Source organism: Mycoplasma sp. 3398 (assembly GCF_053851555.1).
Genome location: NZ_JBSQAW010000009.1, coordinates 1 through 20,036, shown reverse-complemented (window position 1 = coordinate 20,036; position 20,036 = coordinate 1). Strand labels below are relative to the sequence as shown.

Annotated in this window: 16 protein-coding genes and 1 tRNA gene; 9 read left to right on the top strand and 8 right to left on the bottom strand. The window is 29.1% G+C overall.

Going from position 1 to position 20,036, the window contains the following annotated elements; genetic code table 4:
• Positions 1-6 precede the first annotated feature (6 nt).
• On the bottom strand, positions 7-1,854 hold the full coding sequence (locus tag ACWXVK_RS02855) for an RNase J family beta-CASP ribonuclease (RefSeq protein ID WP_438340617.1): 1,848 nt from the start codon (positions 1,852-1,854) through the stop codon (positions 7-9).
• 115 nt (positions 1,855-1,969) lie between these two features.
• On the opposite strand from ACWXVK_RS02855, the gene ACWXVK_RS02850 reads away from it, so the two are divergent.
• The 4 genes from ACWXVK_RS02850 to arcC all read left to right on the top strand — a co-directional run bounded on the left by ACWXVK_RS02850 (position 1,970) and on the right by arcC (position 5,116).
• Positions 1,970-2,416: a hypothetical protein gene (locus ACWXVK_RS02850; protein ID WP_455994631.1), complete on the top strand. Its 447-nt coding sequence runs from the start codon at positions 1,970-1,972 to the stop codon at positions 2,414-2,416.
• Positions 2,409-2,888, top strand: a complete 480-nt coding sequence (locus tag ACWXVK_RS02845; protein ID WP_444704993.1) for a large conductance mechanosensitive channel protein MscL — start codon at positions 2,409-2,411, stop codon at positions 2,886-2,888. Before ACWXVK_RS02850 ends, ACWXVK_RS02845 begins: the two co-directional genes overlap by 8 nt.
• A gap of 246 nt (positions 2,889-3,134) precedes the next feature.
• A complete protein-coding gene (gene argF, locus ACWXVK_RS02840) occupies positions 3,135-4,178 on the top strand; it encodes an ornithine carbamoyltransferase (protein ID WP_438340620.1) in 1,044 nt (347 codons plus the stop codon).
• Between the two features lie 2 nt (positions 4,179-4,180).
• Complete coding sequence (arcC, locus tag ACWXVK_RS02835; RefSeq protein ID WP_438340621.1) at positions 4,181-5,116, top strand: carbamate kinase; 936 nt, start codon at positions 4,181-4,183, stop codon at positions 5,114-5,116.
• Positions 5,117-5,156: 40 nt separating this feature from the next.
• Here the strand turns inward: arcC and rlmB are convergent, their stop codons facing one another.
• A complete protein-coding gene (gene rlmB, locus ACWXVK_RS02830; protein WP_456017192.1) occupies positions 5,157-5,861 on the bottom strand; it encodes a 23S rRNA (guanosine(2251)-2'-O)-methyltransferase RlmB in 705 nt (234 codons plus the stop codon).
• A complete protein-coding gene (locus ACWXVK_RS02825) occupies positions 5,861-7,069 on the bottom strand; it encodes a class I tRNA ligase family protein (protein WP_456017191.1) in 1,209 nt (402 codons plus the stop codon). Before ACWXVK_RS02825 ends, rlmB begins: the two co-directional genes overlap by 1 nt.
• A gap of 58 nt (positions 7,070-7,127) precedes the next feature.
• On the opposite strand from ACWXVK_RS02825, the gene argS reads away from it, so the two are divergent.
• Positions 7,128-8,762, top strand: coding sequence for an arginine--tRNA ligase (gene argS / locus ACWXVK_RS02820; RefSeq protein ID WP_456017189.1), 1,635 nt, complete (start codon positions 7,128-7,130; stop codon positions 8,760-8,762).
• 83 nt (positions 8,763-8,845) lie between these two features.
• On the opposite strand, the gene ACWXVK_RS02815 is transcribed toward argS, so the two are convergent.
• The 4 genes from ACWXVK_RS02815 to rpoE all read right to left on the bottom strand — a co-directional run bounded on the left by ACWXVK_RS02815 (position 8,846) and on the right by rpoE (position 11,509).
• Positions 8,846-8,939, bottom strand: a tRNA-Ser gene (locus ACWXVK_RS02815).
• An 81-nt stretch (positions 8,940-9,020) separates the two neighbouring features.
• A complete protein-coding gene (locus ACWXVK_RS02810; protein ID WP_456017188.1) occupies positions 9,021-10,367 on the bottom strand; it encodes a thermonuclease family protein in 1,347 nt (448 codons plus the stop codon).
• A complete protein-coding gene (locus tag ACWXVK_RS02805; protein WP_456017187.1) occupies positions 10,367-11,209 on the bottom strand; it encodes a class II fructose-bisphosphate aldolase in 843 nt (280 codons plus the stop codon). The genes ACWXVK_RS02810 and ACWXVK_RS02805 overlap by 1 nt, the downstream gene beginning before the upstream one ends.
• A gap of 30 nt (positions 11,210-11,239) precedes the next feature.
• The gene (gene rpoE, locus ACWXVK_RS02800) at positions 11,240-11,509 is read right to left on the bottom strand and encodes a DNA-directed RNA polymerase subunit delta (protein ID WP_438340627.1); all 270 of its coding nucleotides are present in this window, start codon (positions 11,507-11,509) and stop codon (positions 11,240-11,242) included.
• A 338-nt stretch (positions 11,510-11,847) separates the two neighbouring features.
• Here rpoE and arcA point away from each other — a divergent pair, with 338 nt between their 5' ends.
• Positions 11,848-13,080 (top strand): arginine deiminase, encoded by a 1,233-nt coding sequence (gene arcA, locus ACWXVK_RS02795; protein ID WP_438340628.1) that lies wholly within the window; start codon positions 11,848-11,850, stop codon positions 13,078-13,080.
• A gap of 71 nt (positions 13,081-13,151) precedes the next feature.
• On the opposite strand, the gene ACWXVK_RS02790 is transcribed toward arcA, so the two are convergent.
• On the bottom strand, positions 13,152-17,069 hold the full coding sequence (locus ACWXVK_RS02790; protein WP_456017186.1) for an MAG2960 family serine endopeptidase lipoprotein: 3,918 nt from the start codon (positions 17,067-17,069) through the stop codon (positions 13,152-13,154).
• 447 nt (positions 17,070-17,516) lie between these two features.
• On the opposite strand from ACWXVK_RS02790, the gene rpsB reads away from it, so the two are divergent.
• The 3 genes from rpsB to ACWXVK_RS02775 form a co-directional block, all read left to right on the top strand.
• Positions 17,517-18,404 carry a 30S ribosomal protein S2 gene (gene rpsB, locus ACWXVK_RS02785; protein WP_455994643.1) on the top strand — a complete coding sequence of 296 codons (888 nt, stop codon included), beginning with the start codon at positions 17,517-17,519 and terminating at the stop codon, positions 18,402-18,404.
• A 29-nt stretch (positions 18,405-18,433) separates the two neighbouring features.
• Positions 18,434-19,312, top strand: coding sequence for a translation elongation factor Ts (tsf, locus tag ACWXVK_RS02780; protein ID WP_444705000.1), 879 nt, complete (start codon positions 18,434-18,436; stop codon positions 19,310-19,312).
• A gap of 188 nt (positions 19,313-19,500) precedes the next feature.
• On the top strand, positions 19,501-20,036 hold a 536-nt coding region (locus tag ACWXVK_RS02775; protein ID WP_456017185.1), incomplete at its 3' end, for a restriction endonuclease subunit S.

Genomic DNA, 20,036 nt, shown 5'->3' with positions numbered 1-20,036 from the left:
AAACCCCTATTCTTCAAGGGGTTTTTCAACTTTTTTAGGTTTTTCTTTTTTAATTTGTTTATTTTTTTTATTTGCTGAGTTTTTTCTTATTATTTTTTTTGGTTTTGAATTTTTGTTTTCAGTTTCAACTTGACTTGATTTTTTAGTATTGTTTTCTTTCTGCATCTTTTGTTTATTAATTTCAACTTGATCAACAAGAAGAATAGTAGGAATAATAACAACATTTCTTCTTTTGCTTTTATAAAAGAAAGGGTCAAGTCTATCGATAATTAATTGTTTAATTCTAGGTATCGTTCAATCTTTTTCGTTTTTAATTGTGTATAAAACCGCCCCGTGTACAAGTCTTTTTGCGTCTTCTACTAATTGCAATGAGTTTTTAACAAAAAATGCTCCTCTTGATACGATTCTTGGCTTTCCAAGAATTATATTTTTTTCTTTATTAATAGCCATTATTACATGGACAAAACCATTTTGTCCCAATTCCATTCTTTCTTTCATGATTTGTGAATTTGTTTTTGATAGAATGTTTCCATCTATAAATACAGGACCAAAATATACTTTTTCATTTGATAAAGAAATCATATGGTTTTGTAAATAATAAACGTCCCCCAACTTAGCAATAATAATGTTATTTGGTTTGATTCCTGATTCAATTGCTGTATAGCCATGAACCACACTCATTCTAAATTCACCATGATATGGCATGAAATATTTTGGTTTTGTTAATTCAAATATCTTTCGATGTTCATCACGGTATGCATGCCCTGAGGTGTGCAAGTAGCCATCAACACCATTTTCTCTTATAATTGCTCCTAGTTTATATAACCTATTAACTAATAACTCACATTTAGATCTATTTCCTGGTATTGGACTAGATGAAAAAATTATTGTGTCCTTAGGTTTGATTGATATATTTGGGTGTTTATCATATGACATCTTGGCTAGTCCCGCCATTTCTTCGCCTTGGGAACCGGTTGTCAAAATTAGTAATTCATTGTCATTATATTTTGAAAGACTTTTTTTATCTATAAAGACTTCATCAGGCGCATTTATATAACCTAATCTTCTACCGATATCAATGTTATCGATCATTGATCTACCAAAAGCAATAACTTTTTTGCCTAATGAAGCACCGAGCTCAATGATTGCTTTTATTCTTGTAAGATTTGATGCAAATGCCGTAATGATGATTTTCTTTTCGGCTTCTAACATATATTTTTTTATGTCTTTTAATATATCGCTTTCTGATGGAGAATGGTTAGGGCGCATGGCGTTAGTTGAATCCGAAAATAAGACATCTAGCCCTTCTTCGCCAATCTTTTTTAGTTTTGAGAAATCGGTTAAATTGCCAATAGGTCGATAATCGAATCTAAAATCACCAGTCATCATTAATGATCCATTTGGAGTTTTGATTCTAACACCAAATGCGTCAGGAATTGAATGTTGAGCAGTTCATCAATCAACACTACAATCGCCAAAATCAGCCACAAGATCTCGGTTTATTTCAATAAACTGGACATTTACCTTAATTTTCATATCAGAAAACTTAAGTTTTAGATATTGAATAGCAATTCTTGGGGCATAAATTCTTTTTACATTTACTTGTTGAACCAAATATGGAACACCACCGATATGGTCTTCATGCCCGTGTGTTATGAAAAGTCCTTCAATTCTATCCTGGTTTTCAGCTAAATAAGTAAAATCTGGAATTGAACCGTTAATCCCGGTAACAAAACTATCGCAAAACTTAATTCCGGTATCAATAATAAAAATATGTTGGTCATATTCAATTATTAGTGTGCTTTTTCCAATTTCTTGCATTCCGCCTAAACCAAATATTTTTGTTGGTTTCATATTTTAACCCTCCAGATGAAATTATCTTGTGTACTTTATAAAAAAAGGAATTATTAAATAATACTTTATATAATTATATACATTATTAATATTTTTTAAAAATGGAGTAAAAAAAATGAAAAGTGAAGCAAAAATAAGTATAAGTTCATTTATTTTTAAGATTCTTGTTTTTATAGGTCTTATTATTTCTGGATACTTTATTTATGCATCCGTGTCTAATTTTCTTGGTTCTGTTAATAACAAATTTGAGAGTTCGGATGTTAACCAGGCCTATAAAGGAATAAATGATTTTCTCAATGATATTATTAATCTACTCAAAGAAAATTTAAAATGATTTATTATTCTAGGTTTTTCCTTATTGGGTGCTATCTTAACTTGAATATTAGATGTTATTGTTCTTTCATTTGCTCCATGAAAAACTAATAAATTTGGGAAGACTATTTTGTTTTTATCAACAATTTTTCCTCTTTTTCCTATTTTTTGAATTATATCAATTATAGGGAATTTAGCAATTATGGCCAATAAGAATTCATATAAAAAGAGAGTAAAACAAAATGAATAAAAAAGAATTTGAAGAAAAAAAGAAATATGTAAAAAATGCATTCAAGGATGCTAAGAATGTTGTTAAGCGGGGAAATATGATAATGCTAGCCATAGGGTTATTATTAGGTACCTCGTTTGGCGCTGTAATATCTTCGCTAGCTAAGGATGTTATTCTTGCAGCTATTACTTCTGTTTTTAATGTTAACGAGGTAAAGGACATTAAAATCGGCAATATTCTTATTGGTCAATTTCTTGCGGCACTTATTCAGTTTCTTATTGTTACAGTGGTTATATTTGTAAGCTTATTTTTAGTATATTTGATTAGGAATATCATTCAGTATCACAAGGCAAAAAAATTACCAATAGTTGAAGAAGTTGAGGAGCCAAAACCATTAACCACAGAGGAACTAATTTTAGAAGAACTTAAAAAGATTAATGTTGAACTTGCAAAAAATAAGAAGAGTGATGAAGAGAAATTAGTGCAAGAATAAAACCTAAGAATTGAATTGCAATTTACTGATTTATAGAGTATAAGCTTAATAGCTTATATTTTTTGTTCTTTTTAAATTTCATTTATTTTTTACTTTAGGCTAAATAAAGCTATAACTATTTAAAAAAATAAAAAAATTGCTATAATTTTAGCGTGTTTTATATAACCAAAAAACACTTAAAAACTATAAAAAGTCTATCTAAAAATATTAAATATATAACCAAATAAACATAGGAGATTTTATAATATGCCAATGAATTTAAAAGGTCGTAGTTTAGATACAGCTCTAAACTTCACAACCGATGAAATCAATTACCTTTTAGATCTTTCTTGAGAATTAAAGAAAGCTAAAATGCAAGGGCTACATATTAACAATCGTCCTTTAACAGGAAAAAACATTGTTATTATGTTCCAAAAAGACTCAACAAGAACACGTTGTGCATTCGAAGTTGCTGCCGCTGATTTAGGGGCAAGCTGTACATACATTGGACCTACAGGATCTAATTTTGGTAAAAAAGAATCAGTTGAAGATACAGCTATGGTTTTAGGCCAAATGTATGATGGTATTGAATTCCGTGGTTTTAAACAAACAGATGTTGAAGCACTTGCTAAATATTCAGGTGTTCCAGTTTGAAATGGTTTAACCGATGCTGAACACCCAACACAAATGTTAGCTGACTACTTAACATTTAAGGAATTCGTAGGTGATCTAAGAGGAAAGAAAATTGTTTTCGCAGGTGACATTAAAAACAATGTTGCTCGTTCATTAATGATTGGTGCTGCATTCTTTGGTGTTCATATTGTTTTATGTGGTCCTAAATCACAATGAGAAATTGTTAAAAGCGGACCAAACCATAAAGATGTTTATGAAGCTGTTCAAAAGCTTTTTGAACGTAACGGCGGATCAGTTTCATTTTCAGATAACAAGATTGAGGCTGCTATGAATGCTGATGCTATTTATACAGACGTTTGAGTATCATTAGGTGAACCATTTGAACTATTTGAATCACGTATTCAAGAACTTGGTGCATTTCAAGTTGATATGGCTATGATGAAAGCAGCAAAAGAAAGTGTTATTTTCTTGCACTGTTTACCTGCATTCCATGATGATAAAACTTTATTCTCATCAGAAATCAAAGAAAAACTTGGACAAAAATACCCAGTTGTTGCAACCGGAGCTATGGAAGTTACTGACGAAGTATTCCAATCAAAATACAATAAATCAATTCAACAAGCTGGAAACCGTATGCACACAATTAAGGCTGTTATTCTAGCTACAATAGGATATTAATTATGAGTAGAATCGTTATTGCCTTAGGTGGGAATGCGTTAGGAAATAATCCTGCAGAACAAAAAGAATTAGTTAAAATTCCTGCGAAAAAAATTGCTGAATTAGTTAAGGCCGGCCATGAAGTTATTGTTGGCCACGGAAATGGACCACAAGTTGGCATGATTTTCAATGGTTTTGTTAGTGCTGCATCAGTTAATCCTAAATCACCATTAGTTCCTTTACCAGAAGCTGGCGCTATGTCACAAGGATACATTGGATACCATATGGTTAATGCAATTACCAATGCATTTAAGGAAGAAGGATTAGAAGAAAAAGAAGTGCTATATCTATTGACTCAAACTTTAGTAGATCCAATGGATCCTGCATTCAAAAATCCTACAAAACCTATTGGTCCTTTCTTTATGACAAGAGAAGAAGCAGAAATGGCTAATCCTAATAGCGTTATTGTTGAAGATGCTGGACGTGGTTTTAGAAAGGTTGTCGCTTCGCCAAAACCAATTAACTTTGTTGGTATTAACCAAATGAAGAACGCTATTGAAGCTGGAGCTACTGTTATCGTTGGTGGTGGTGGTGGTATCCCTACTGTTAAGGATGAAAATGGTTTTATCAATGGAGTTGATGGAGTTATTGACAAGGATTTTGCTTTAGCAAAGATGGCTGCCTTAACAAATGCAGATTACTTCATTGTTTTAACTGCAGTTGACTACGTTAAAGTAAACTACGGAAAACCAGAACAAAAAGATCTAAAACACGCAACAAAAGCTGATCTTGAAAAATACATCGAAGAAAAACAATTTGCTCCTGGAAGTATGTTACCAAAGGTGCAAGCTGCTATTAAGTTTGTTGAAGAAGGCGGAAAGGCTGCATTCATCGGAGATTTAAAAGATTTAGAAGACATTATTGCCGAAAAAATTGGTACAAAAGTTACTTTAAATTAATTTTAAATTTATATATAAAAAAGTTGGGACGCAATCCCAACTATTTTATTTTGCTATTTTTTTGATTGTACAATTCATACAAACAAATAGCGGTAGCAGCAGAAACATTTAATGACTGAACAGAATCAAAATCTTGTTGTATATAAATCACTTCATCTGCGTGTTTTAGTAATGTTTTTGATACTCCGCTTTCTTCATTACCCATAATTAAGGCAACGGGAAAGCTAAAACTTGTATTTGATATTGTTTTGGCTTTTTTATCTAGTGCTGTTGCATATATTCAAAAACCATTATTTTTTAGGTTTTCAATAGCTTCAAACAAGCTAGCAACCTTGATGATTTTGATATTTTTGAATCCACCGGACGAGGTTTTTAAAACAGCCGGAGTTATGTCTACACTTCTGTTTTTAGGTATGATAATATGTCTTATTCCAAAAACATTAGCTGAACGAATTATTGCTCCGAAGTTTTGTGGATCTTGTATATGATCTAAAATTAAAATTGTCTCAGCCTTATCCTTATAAATTGAACCAAGATCATGATAATTAAAACTTTCAATTTCTGCAATGTAACCTTGATGATTACCATTGACTATCTTATTCATTTCACTTGCTGGTAGATAGGTTATATTTTTGGCTTTAATTTTATTATTTTGTAATCCCTTTAATAGAAATATCTTTTTAATAGGAAAATCATTTTCGATAGCTTCAAGGACTGAATTTTTTCCATATATAAAGTTCTTCATTATATTAATTTCTTATCCTTTAATATTTTTCTTAGATTATCGGCCTGTATATATTTTTTTTCATCTAATAATTTTTGTCATTGATTATAAAGAGTGAGGTCTTTGCTACTGATTTTTTTATTTGTAAAACTAAAACCAAGAATTTTCATTATTTCTAGGAATGTATTAAAGTTTTCTTCTATTTTTGAAAGTTGTATTATTTCCTTATTTGCTTGCGCAAAATTTAATTTTGCACACAATTTAATTATTTCATCAACTTTATTTTTATTAATTTTATAAGTATTGTTTTTTAATTGGACAGTATTATTAATGACAATAAACTTATTTATAAGTTTCTGCAATGAATCAAATAATTCATCGCTAACATTTATCGGCTTAGCATAATTGGTACTTAATATCATTAGCTTATAAGTATCCGGATGGTATTTTTTTAAAAAATCATGGGGAAAAATAAGATTTCCTATTGACTTAGACATTTTTTGATTCTTATAGTTTAGTGTTCCAAAATGAATTCAGTTGTGTGAAAGAGGCTTATTGTATATTGAATAATGTTGAATATTTTCGTTTTCATGGTGCGGAAAAATTAGATCAATACCTCCACCATGGATATCAATAGTTTCGCCTTTAAAATATTTTGATATGAAACAACTACATTCAGTATGTCAACCAGGACGTCCCGGGCCAAAAGGGCTTTCAAATTTTATACCAATATTAGTTTCCTTTCATAAAGCAAAGTCTTGCTTATTTTTTTTATTTAATTCATTATTATCATCATCTGATATTAAATTTTCAATTTTTTGTTTGCTAACAGAACCGTAGAATTCCTTAAATTTTAAGACATCAAAAAAAACGTTGCCGCCTACTTTATATGCTGCTTTTTTATCTATCATTTTTTGTATATATTCATACATATCATTTAATGAATCAGTAACTCTAACTATTTTATTTGGCATTTCAAGATTAAACAATTTGAATAAATCAAGATAATATTCTTCATATTTTTTTGCTATTTCTAGTTCACTTTTGTTTTCATCTATAGCCTTTTTAATAATTTTGTCATCTATATCAGTTATATTATTAAGATAAAATATTTCTTCTCCTAGAAATCTTTGGGCTCTTATAAGGATATCAAATGTAACACATGGTCTTATATTTCCAATATGAGGATAGTTATAAACTGTTGGACCACATAAATAATATTTTTTCATGAAAACATTATATATGATATATCCTTAAAATAAACAATTTATTATATAATAATAAATTATGGAAATTATGGAATCGGCAAAAGAAATTATTATATGTTCAATTAAAGAAGCATTGAACAAATTAAAGATAAATAAACCTGTAGTATTAACGGAGGCTAAAAACTACGGAGATTATTCTACCAATATTGCACTAACATTGCAAAAAGAATTAGGCAAAAAGGCAATTGAAATTGCCCAAGAGATTGTTAAAAATATTGATTTAAATAAATTTAGTCAAATTAGTGAAATTAAAATAGCAGAGCCTGGATTTATTAATTTTTGAGTATCTAATTCAGTTTTTGCAGATACAGTTAATTTAATCAATAAACTTGGAAAAAATTTTGGAAGTCTTTCTAAAGAAGGAAAAGGAAAGATTAATGTAGAATTTGTATCTGCAAACCCTACTGGCTATCTACATATTGGTCATGCTAGAAATGCCGCAATTGGGGCTACACTATGCAACATTTTAGAAAAAGCCGGACACCAAGTTATTAGGGAATATTTGGTAAATGATTATGGTAACCAAATGAATAAATTAGCAGTATCAATTTATTCAAGATATCAACAAATATTTAATCCTTCATATGAACTACCAGAAGATGCTTATCGCGGTGGTGATGTTATAGAATTTGCACAAGCATTTTATGAAATGCATAACGAAGAATATAAGGGTGTAGAATATACACCTGAAATCGAATTATTATTTAGAGATTTTGGTAGAACATTTGCTCTAAAAAATATTGAAGAAGATCTAAAGAAATTTGGTGTGTGATTTGATATATATACTTCAGAAAAAGCGCAATATGAAAATGATTTGGTTTGACCTGCTATAAGAAGATTAAAAACCACCTACGTAAAAGATGGGGCAACATGATTAAAAACCACAAGTGGTGGTAGAGATGATAAGGATAGAGTTATTATTAAAAGAAACGGTGATTCAACCTATCTTTGTGCAGATATTGCTTATCATGAACAAAAATTTAGACAACTTGAAGACTCAGAAAAAGGAATTATTATTGATGTTTGAGGAGCGGATCACTCTGGTTATGTTGAACGTGTCAAGTTTGCGTTTGAAGATCTAGGATACCGTAGAGATCAATTAGAAATTATCTTATTCCAACTAATAAGAGTTATGAAAGACGGCAAAGAAATTAAAATGTCTAAACGTTTGGGAACGTCTTTAACATTAAGAGAATTAATGAATGAAGTTGGCAAGGATGCAATTAGATTTTTCTTGATCGAAAGATCATACAATTCAAAAATTGATTTTGATATTAAAAAAGTTACAAGTACAGATGAATCCAATTCGATGTATATTATTAAATATGCTCATGCTCGTTGTGCTCAATTATTGCAAAAATTTAATTATGTTAACCCTATAGCAACCAATCTAACTGATGAATTTTCACAAAAATTAGTAGCTCAATTGAAGGAATATCCAGACTTAATTAGTACAATGGCTAAAACATACAAGGTTAATTTATTGCCACCATATTTACTAAAATTGGCTAGAGCATTTAATTCATTTTATTCAAATGTTAAGGTTATTGGATCTCAAAACGAGGAAAGCTATGTGGCTTTAGTTAAAGCTATTAAAATAGTTTTATTTGATGCGATGAAGTTAATGGATTTAGAAACTCCTGAAAAAATGTAGCTTTTGTTCTAAAATATAATTATTTAACACCACTTGATTGGTGTTTTTTATTGCTTCTAGGGGCCAAAAGAATAAATAAAAAATGGCGGGTAAGAGAGGATTTGAACCTCCGCGGGTGCTTTATACACCCCTACAGTCTTAGCAGGACCGCCTCTTCGACCACTTGAGTACTTACCCATACCTATTTTAAGCATTGTTAATTATATACTAATATAAGTTAATTTATGTGAAATAATAAGGAAGACAAGTAAATATTTATTATTTTATTCTTTTTGGAGGATAAATTTCCTTAATATTATCTGACCATATTCCCAATTTTTGGTATCTTGCTTCCTTTTCATTATTCTTTAATCAAAAATAAAAGTTTTCATTTTTTGTGTAATATTTGCTTCTTTTATCAAGAGATATATAAGAAACTTTGCTAAAGCCGTTTTTTATGAGTTCTTTATTGATGCAAATTATTGAACCGTCGTTTTTATAAACTAAAATTATTGCGACAATTCGACCATAAGCATCAAAGAATTTCTTATTTTCATCCTTATTTTGGTCACTAATTGTTGTTTGGGGAATTACTCAAATTTTTCTTGCTTCAAGAAGATTTCTTGTTGTAAAGTTTTTTGCAATCTTACCATATTTAAATTGTAACCCAACTGTTGGTTCAAATTTTTGCCCTACTTTTTTTCATGTTTCTGGTGTATCGATACCAGAAAACCTGAATCTAAAAGTTTTATTATTTTTTATGTTTTTTAATTCAGCAGTATCACCATCATTTATCTTAAAAGCAGATACTTCGGTGGCATTGTTTTCTCTAAAATCATTAGATAGAAGGTATTCTTTGTTATTAACATAAATAGATTTACTAGTTAGGTATATTTCTTTGTCTTTGCTATCTTCTGCACTTATATCTTTTTTATCTTGACTATTCTCGTTGCTATCTATTTTGGAATCGTTATTAAAAATTTCATCAAGGTCACCATTATTTATTTTATTATCATTAATTTGGAAATCTTTAAATAAGAATTTTAATAACGATATTTCTTGTTCGCTTCATTGTGAAAGTTTTTTTGTATAAGTTTTTCTTATTTTTTTAGCTAAAATAATGAATTTTTTAATTATTGAGTCAAAGACTTCTGTATCAATAACCTTCTTAAAGGAAAGCAAAGATCTAATTTTTAAAAACGCTGTAGTTATTTGGCTGTGTTCTTTCTTATTTAATAGGCTATGCTTATTGAAGATAGAAATTCAAATTTCATTTATTACTTTTAATTTATTCGCTAATTTATCAATATTTATTGGTAATGCTTGATTATTTATTGGAAATTTTTTTATGTCTTCTAGAATAATTATTAGTTGCTTTAAAAAGGTTTGGTCTTTTTTTCTTGAATAGCTTTTTGAATCCTCGTTTGTAATGTCTGCAATCTCATTACATAACTTTAAATCTATGACATTTTTACTAATTGTATTTTTATATTCGGTTATTTTTCTTAATAGTTTCTGTGTATCGTTATTTTTTTCTATTGTGCATTGAACTAGCATATAGCTAGCTATCGGAAGGCTAGGAGCTATTAGACTTGATAATAAAAATCTTTTTATATTTTTTTTCATTAGTATTTGGTTAATATCTCCAATGCTTTATTGTAAATAGCCATATTACTATTTTTATAAAGTTTTCTCGGATTATAGTTTTTATTTTCCATTATATTATTGTTTTTAAGAAAGTGTTTAAGTGCCTTTGCATTCTCTATTTGTAACTCAGTATTTATATTAATTTTTGCAATGCCATTTTGAATGCATTTTTTGATATCTGCATCACTAATTCCCGAACCGCCATGTAAGACAAGCGGCATTTGAAGAGCTTGATTTAGTTGATTTAGTAATTCGAAGTTTATACCTTTTCAATTTTTTGGATATTCCCCATGAATATTGCCAATACCAATAGCAAGCATATCAATACCCACATTTTTAAACTCAATCGCTTCTTCAATTTTTGTATATACAACGTCACTGACGATACCATCCTCCGTTCCTCCTATTCTCCCAATTTCACACTCAAGTGAAATATTTTTTTTCTGGCATATTTTATAAAGTTTTTTTGTTATATTGAGATTTTCAAGAAATGGTAATTTACTTCCGTCAAACATTATAGATGAAAAATTTGCATCGATTGCTTTAATACAATCGTTATATGTTCCGTGATCTAAATGAAGACAAACGGGAATTGTTATTTTTAAATCCTGTATTAAAGAATTCACGACACTATAGCAAACATTGTAACCGCCAAAATATTCAGCAGCAGATGAACTCACTCCCAAAATAATCGGTTTATTTGCATTGTTAGCAGCAAGCAAAACTTGCTTAGTTCATTCTAAATTGTTAATATTAATATGGAACACAACATCTTTGTTTTTATATGCTTTTTTTAATAATTCTTTTGCATTAACTATCATAAACAAAATAAAAAACCAAACAAAATAAGTTTAGTTTTTATAGTCAGGTCTAATTGTTGTTCATGTTCCATCGGCATTGTGAAAGAATCTTCCATCTACAGTTAGTAAACGGTATAATTCCCCGCGTTTTTTTAGTAAAATTTCTTCATCAGTACTAGTATCAATACTTTCACTTCTTCATCTTTCTAATAGAATTTTTTGTATTGAATTAAATAAATTATAGAAATCTAAATTTTGTTTTTCATTTAGAATTTCTTCAGTAATATCAAGTAATGTTTTATATTCTTTTTCTTCTGTCATATAACCTCTTTATTTACAATAAGTATATATTTTACCTTGTATTAAATATATTATAATTATAAATACTTATTATTTAAATTTATTAGGAATTTTAAAAATATGAAATGTTAAAAAAATTCTATTTTTTCAACTAATAATAAGGTCTAAAAACTTAAAAATTCCGGTATTGTCAAGTCTCAAATCTCTTATTTTATTTTATTATTTTTTATTTTTTAGTTTAAATTAGTATAAAAACCCAAAAAAAATAAAAGTGTAGTATAATTAATATTGTATAAATAGAGCATTTATTTGCACTTTTTTATACGCTAAATAACATCACTTATTTGAAAGGGAAACAAATGTCTGTATTTGACAGTAAATTTAAAGGAATTCACGTTTATTCAGAAATCGGAGAATTAGAATCGGTTTTAGTTCACGAACCAGGGCGTGAAATTGACTACATTACACCAGCTAGACTAGATGAATTATTATTCTCAGCTATCTTAGAAAGTCATGATGCAAGAAAAGAACACAAACAATTTGTATCAGAATTAAAAGCTAACGACATCAATGTTGTTGAACTAACTGACCTAGTTGCAGAAACATATGATTTAGCATCACAAGAAGCTAAAGACAAATTAATTGAAGAATTTTTAGAAGACTCAGAACCTGTTCTTTCAGAAGAACACAAAATGGTTGTAAGAAACTTCTTAAAATCAAAAATGTCATCAAGAGAATTAGTTGAAATTATGATGGCTGGAATCACCAAGTATGATTTAGGTATTGAAGCAGATCACGAATTAATCGTTGACCCAATGCCAAACCTATACTTTACCCGTGACCCATTTGCATCAGTTGGTAATGGTGTAACAATTCACTACATGCGTTACAAAGTTAGACAACGTGAAACATTATTCTCAAGGTTTGTATTTTCAAATCACCCTAAACTTGTAAACACACCATGATACTACGACCCATCTCTAAAATTATCAATCGAAGGTGGAGACGTATTTATCTACAACAACGAAACCTTAGTAGTTGGTGTTTCAGAAAGAACCGATTTACAAACAATAACCTTGTTAGCTAAGAATATTGTTGCTAATAAAGAATGTGAATTCAAACGTATTGTTGCAATCAATGTTCCTAAATGAACAAACTTGATGCACTTAGACACATGACTAACAATGTTGGACAAGGATAAATTCCTATACTCGCCTATTGCTAATGATGTATTTAAATTCTGAGACTATGATTTAGTAAATGGTGGAGAAGAACCACAACCAATGGAAAATGGTTTACCACTAGAACAATTATTAGAATCAATTATTAACAAAAAACCTATCTTAATTCCAATTGCTGGTGAAGGTGCTTCACAAATGGAAATTGAAAGAGAAACTCACTTTGATGGTACAAACTATCTAGCAATTAGACCAGGTGTTGTTATTGGTTATTCACGTAACGAAAAGACAAACGCTGCCTTAGAAGCTGCTGGAATCAAGGTTCTTCCATTCCATGGTAACCAATTATCATTAGGTATGGGTAATGCACGTTGCATGTCAATGCCTTTATCACGTAAAGATGTTATGTGATAGTAACTATCTAAAATTATTGAATTTTATATATTAAAAATCCTCAGCAATAAGCTGGGGATATTTTTTTTGATTTAAATTTTAGGGTTTAGCTTAATAGTTTTAAGCTTATCTACTTCAAGTTTTGTTATGAAATCATGCTTTATATCACCTGAAAATTCTTTTGGATCATATTCACTTTCGCCTCTAAACAAGATAATTTGGTTACCCCTGTTTTCAGAATTGTCACTTTCGACAATATGAATAAAATTAATTCCAATTAAATTAAATCTTGAATCTATTACCATCGAACCGCTTGAACCGCTGTCAAGTGATTCGTTCTTTTCATTGTCAAGATATAGTGTTGTCATCTGTTGGAGAATATTTTTAGGCATTCCGTGTTCAGATGCTTTTCCAAATGGTTTTTCATAGTCCATTCATTTATTGTCTATACTATTTCAATCTTTGTTTTCTTTTTCGTTATATCTTACCCATAAGCTATTAAAGTTATCTTTGTTATTTTTATCATTATCAACAACACGGTTTTTTGTTTCAATATAGCCACCTTGTGATCTGGCAGCATTTAATTTAATTGTTCCATTGACATCTGGAAAACCGAGCACAAAATGAGTTTGGATAGGGCTCTCGTGATTCTTTTGCTTATTTGTTTCATTACCAAAACCAATATATCAATCCTTTTCGGCTGGTGTATCTAAAATTTCGTATAGGGTAGGAAATAGATCCCTTATATTATTTTTAGTGAATCTTAGTTTAAGAATTGCAAAATCAGCTCCGCCATTTTTAACTGTCCCAAGGCGGTTATTGACATCTGTGAGTTCATCAAAGAAATTTGTGACAGCCCGATTTGCTCTTAATCCTTTCGAGCTAAATCTTGGAGTGTAGTATATCCAATCTAAATACTGACTTTTTGTATCAGTACCCTGATGTGTGTTTAGCGATTTTTTAAAGTATTTTTGATAATCATTAATAATTTCACCATTGGTTGTGGTTTCATAGTTATGCTTATTGAAATTAAAATTAGGGTCTAGTTTTCCAACAAAGTTATTAATATTTTTTTTATCTGTATTTTTGTTGTACACAATACTTTTGTCAAAGATATGAGTTAATGATGCGACGTGGGCATTGGTTGCAACTAAAAATTCATATTCTTCGCCACCATTTTTATTGGTTGTTATTTTATTATCAATTCTGTCTACAATTCATGCTGTCCCAGAAGTACTTGTATAGCGTTGCGAAGGACTTCCACCAAAGGGTGGCCGTACTGTATAAATACCTTTATAATTTAGTGAGAATGACCTATCATAGATGTATTGATAAAAATCATCATTTTTTCTTAGTAATGAATTGCTTGTGTTAAGTGTTAGATGTCTAAATTGTGCAGATTTAGTTTTAAATAATAATGTTATTTCGCCACTTAAATCATTATGTTTAGCCTTTATTTCTTCAATTTCTTGATTAAAGTCTATCATTTTTTTGATTGTATCTAAGTCGATATAATAAAGAAACTGACTTAGATTAGATGGAAGATAGCCAAAAGGGTTGTTTCTTATAATTCCCTTAATTTTATTAGCAATATTCTCATCTTGCTTAATTTCGATAGAATTGTTGGGTATAGTATCAAAAGTGCCAAGGAACAAAGCTTTCATCATATGTTCTTTATTGTATCCATTAAAGAATTGACGTCATTTTTGTTCATCATTATCACCATATTCTCCATATATACCAACTTCCTTAAGATAGTTTAAAAAACCAAGATCTAAGCGATTATTTGATAAATCTAAACCAGTGTTGTTATTAGCTGTTTTTAGATAGTTTTTAAATTCTTGAAGTTTCTTTTTATAATAAGGTGTTTGGGTGACAATAGCATTAGCATCATTGAATTTTTGTGTAGATTTATTGAATATTAAATCAAAACCTAGACTGTGCTTTGGTGAATCGGTTTTAGAATTATTAGTTGTTGAGTTTATATCGGTATTAAGTTTTTGAAGCTCATGGTTTCTAATAGCCTTCTTAAATTTTTGGCTTAGATTATATAACTGTGTTTTAAATTCTTTTAGAGCATCATTTAATTCTTCGATGTTATTATTGTAATCTCTTTGGCGGTCGCGATATTTTATTAAGTTTGTATATGCTATTGCAAGCTTATGGCGTTCATCGACCAATTCAGGATCATTATCTGTTTTTTCAAAGAATTCATTTACTGTTGATATTTGTTTTTGAGCTTCGGCAAGTAATGCTTGACTATCATTTATTTTTTCATAGTTAGGAGCAGGTACATCTATGCCTGGTGATGGAGTTATATCCGGCACGTTTGGAGATGGTATTTGTGGTGCTTCATTTGGATTATTATTTTGCTTGCTTATTTCATTATTAATTTTTTGTGATAACTCGCCAAAAAGATCACGATAATCATTATTTGTGAAAGAAATTTTTTCTAGTTCATTTTTTAGTTTTTCTTGTTTATCAATGTCATGAATTGAAGATATATCATTATATAGTTTTGCTTTTGATTTATAAAAATCACTATTTTTTATATTTTTAGAAGTTTTAATTAAGGTTGATAATTTGTTTTTGATTGTTATTTCAATGTTAAGAGCATTTACATACACAATTGCTTTTTGGTTATATTCATCAAAGATACTATTGGCATCATTGCTAATTTGTTCTAGCTCATCTTCAGTTATATTGCCTTTTTTAATTTCATTTTGGTATTCATTATATTTAGGTGATCCATCAAGCTTTTCTATGTTTTTAGCAGTTTTGTCTAAAATTTTTTGAATTTCATTATCTAACTTTTTAATGATGTTGTCAATTTCTTTTGCATTAATATTTTGTTGGTTTAGTTGGTCTGACAACTCTTTTTTTAATGGATTTTTACTAGAAAGTCTTGAAATTAATTCTAATAATTTTTGCACATCCGGTTTCATTTGATGAGCAAGAATTTTTGCTTTAATATCTAATATTTTTTCTTCATTATCAGCACTACTTAATTCGGTTTTTAATTGCCTTTTTAAATTATCATCTTGAAAGGAATCAAGCAATATTTCTACATCGGATTTTAGTTTATTTAAGTAACTATTAACTTGATTTTTAATATCATTAAAATCGTCGACGTTTGCGTCTTTATTACTAAATTTTTGTTTTAATTCTTTGTATTTTTGCTTTGTTTTGGAAAGTTTATTAAGCAAAATTAACACTTCTTGTTTTAGAATTGCTTTGTTTATTTCTAAATCTAGCAATTTTGAAACTTCTTCGATATTTTTGTTCGTAGCTAATTTAGCTTTATTTGTTAGTTCTTCTTTATCATTGTTTGAAATATCAGATGCATTAATTTTTTCGATTAGGGCATTTATTTTATTTTTTAATAGTTGATCTTCAGTACTTATTTTTGATAGGAAATCAATAATATTTTTTTTAATTAGATTTATTTCTTCTAGTGTTTTAGCTTCACTTATTTGGATGATAAATTTTTCTTTTTTATCCTTACTTAAATCTTTTATCAAGGCATTTAGTTCTATTTTAGCTAATTCCAAACTTTTTACTTTTTCTTGCAATATTAATTGTCTGTTAGTTTCTTCTAAAATATTTTTTAGGTTTGCAGCATTATTGTTATTTTGAAAACGATTGAGAAGATTGTTTTTTATTTCGTTGTTTTTTAGTTGATTAATTTTTGATAAAACAAATGCTCTATCCTCTTCTATCTGCTTTTTTATGTTTTTTAAAATAATTTGTAGAGTAGCATAATTTTTAGGCGAATATTGTCTAAATTTAGGATCATTAATTTGTTTTAAAAAATCTCTTTTGCTATCCTCATTCACTATGTTTGCAACTAAATTTTTAGCAGCCGTGATTAAGTCTTGTGTTTCTTGCTGCTGTTTGTTGTTTTTTAAAAAAGTAGCATATCCTATTCCCGCAGCAGCCCCTATAATGCCTAGCATTGAAACACTGGAAATACTTGCTATTAAAATCTTCTTCTTTTTGCTTTTTTGCATAAAAAACCTCAATATTAAATTTTTATCTTATGTAAAAGTGTTTTTATTATACCTAATTTTTACTTCTATTAAGCTAAAAAAGAAATGTATTTTTATACAAAAAAATTTTGAATTATCATAACAAAACGCCTTATTGTTGATCAAATTCAAATTTAAATTTCTATTTTTTTATATTTGTCAATCCTTTGGTATGCACTGAATCATTCACATAATTAATCCACCATATAAATTTCAGTCTTCTAACTTATTATTTTTTTAATAAAATTGTGTTAAAATTTGAAAGTACTTTTTATAAAAGTATCGATAGATTATGAAAAAACAAAATTAATTTATCAAACACTATTGTGAATTCAATCGCATGTGCCTTTTTTGGTGTTGATTGTTAGAAACAATAGGGAGAAAAAACAAACTTATTTTTATTTATATCTTAAAAAGGAGATTAAAAAAATGACAACAGAACAAAAACAAGTTGAACAAAAACAAGTTGAACAAAAAACTGCAGTATCTAGCGAACCCGTTATTGTTTCAAGAGAAAAATTATTAGAAGCAGGAACATATTTTGGTCATAGAGTAAGCCGTTGAAATCCAAAGATGAAACAATACATTTATGGAAAAAGATCAGGTATACATATCATCGATATTGCTAAAACTCAAAAAACTTTAGAATATGCATACAAACTATTAAATAAAATGGCTCAAAAACCAATCTCATTTATTTGAGTTGGTACTAAAAAACAAGCTAAATCTGCTATTGAAGCAGCAGCAGCAAGAACTAATTCAGTTTATGTTACTGAACGTTGATTGGGCGGAACTTTAACAAATTCGCAAACAATTTTTAAGAGTGTTAAGGAACTTGACAGGTTAGAAGCTTTGCAAAAAAATGGATATCAAGGATATACTAAAAAAGAAGGTCTTCTAAATGATAAGAAGATTGCTAAGTTGCAAAAGAACCTTGGTGGTATTAGAAAACTAGCTAATAAAGCGCAGATGCCACAAGTTATGATTGTTGCTTCACCTGTTGAAGATGAAATTGCTATTAGAGAAGCAAAGAGAAAAGGTTTAAAGGTTTTTGCAATTCATGATACAAATTCAAATCCAGATTTAGTAGATTTTGTTATTCCAGCAAACGATGACTCGGCAAAATCATTAACTTTAATTATTACAATTTTAGCTGATGCTATCGCTTCTGCTAGAGGTGGTTCTCAATTATTTGCTTATAAAACTAATGAGGAAATTGTTTTACCAGAAGATCCTAGAACAAGCGAAATGAGAGAAATGAGAGAAAGAAGATTTAATAAACCAGTAGAATCTTCGAAAACACCTGAGGAAAAATAAATTATCTCAAAGTATAAGAAAGGGTATATATGTCAATCGATTTAAATAAAATTAAAGAATTAAGAGAAAGAACGAATTTAGGATTTTTAGATGTTAAAAAAGCACTTGAGGCTAATGACAATGATGTTGAAAAATCAATCGACTGATTACAAGAAAGAGGAATTTTAAAGGCTGCTAAAAAAGCTGGAAGAATCGCAGCCGAAGGTATCGTTAGAGCCGTTGTTAAAGATAACGTTGCAGTTATATTTGAACTTAATTCTGAGACAGATTTTGTTTCTAAAAATGAATTATTTATTGAATTAGCAAATAAAATCGGTGAATCATTGTTGGTAAATGATTTTACCAGTGATGAAGAATTACAGGCAATTAAAATTGATGGTGTTTCAATCGAGGATCAAACTAGTTTATTAACAGCAAAAATTGGTGAAAAAATAACATTAAGAAGAGCGCTAAAATATGTTGCTAAGGAAGGCGAAATTGTGGCCGGCTATACTCATGCTAATAATAGAGTGGCAACGATTATTATGGGTAAGGGTATGAATGCTGAAGCATTAAGAAATGTATCGATGCATATCGCTGCCCTTAACCCATCTTATTTAACAGAACAATGTTTGTGTCCAGTTGAGTTAAAGGGTATTCATGATATGTTGGATGCATCACCTGCTCTAGCAAATAAGCCTGAAAAGATTCAACAATCTATTAAGGAAGGTTTACTAAGAAAACAATTAAACGAAAAAGGTGTTTTATTATATCAACCCTTCGTAATGGAAGATACTAAAACTGTTGGACAGTATCTAAATGATTCTCACTTGACTTTAGTTAGTGCTAAAAGATATGAGGTTGGGGAAGGAATAGAAAAGAAAACAGTTGACTTTGCCGCAGAAGTTGCCGAACAAATGGCTAAATAATAATTAAGATTAACTACCAAATTATGTGGTAGTTTTTTTATGCTAATTTAAAACTAGAAAGGAAATCTACGATTAATTCTTTGAGTTCTTCTATAAACTTAGGTTTATCATCTTTAGATTAACACATTTCGGAGAACTTTAACACCTTATTTTTTTATCTTTAGCATTACGCTTGAGAACAGGAAAGGTTGGGGAATTTATATCAATTTGGAAAGTCTGGTGGCACTCCGCTATCGAGCAATAAGGAATTTTATGATGGTGATATACCTTTTTTATCAATTACTGATATTTCTAATTCTGACACATATATTTATAAAACTGAGAAAAATATAACATTAAAAGGTTTAAAAAATTCATCAGCATGAATAGTTCCGAAAGACTCTATTTCATTAGCGATGTATGCTTCAATCGGAAAGGTGGCAATATTAAAGAATAACATTTCTACCTCACAGGCTATATTTAATATGGTTTTTAGTGATGAATTGAATTTAAGAGATTTTATTTTTTATGCACTTAAAAGAATGGAATTACTTAAATTATGGAATAGTCTCTCATCATCAGGTACACAATCAAATTTAACTTCAGAGATAATAAAAAATTATAAAATTACGTTAACTAAAAATTTCTCCGAAAGACACAAAATAAATAAGCTATTTAATAAAATTTACTCCCTCATCACCCTTCATCAGCGTAAGTTAAATGCCTTAGAAAAGATCAAAAAAAC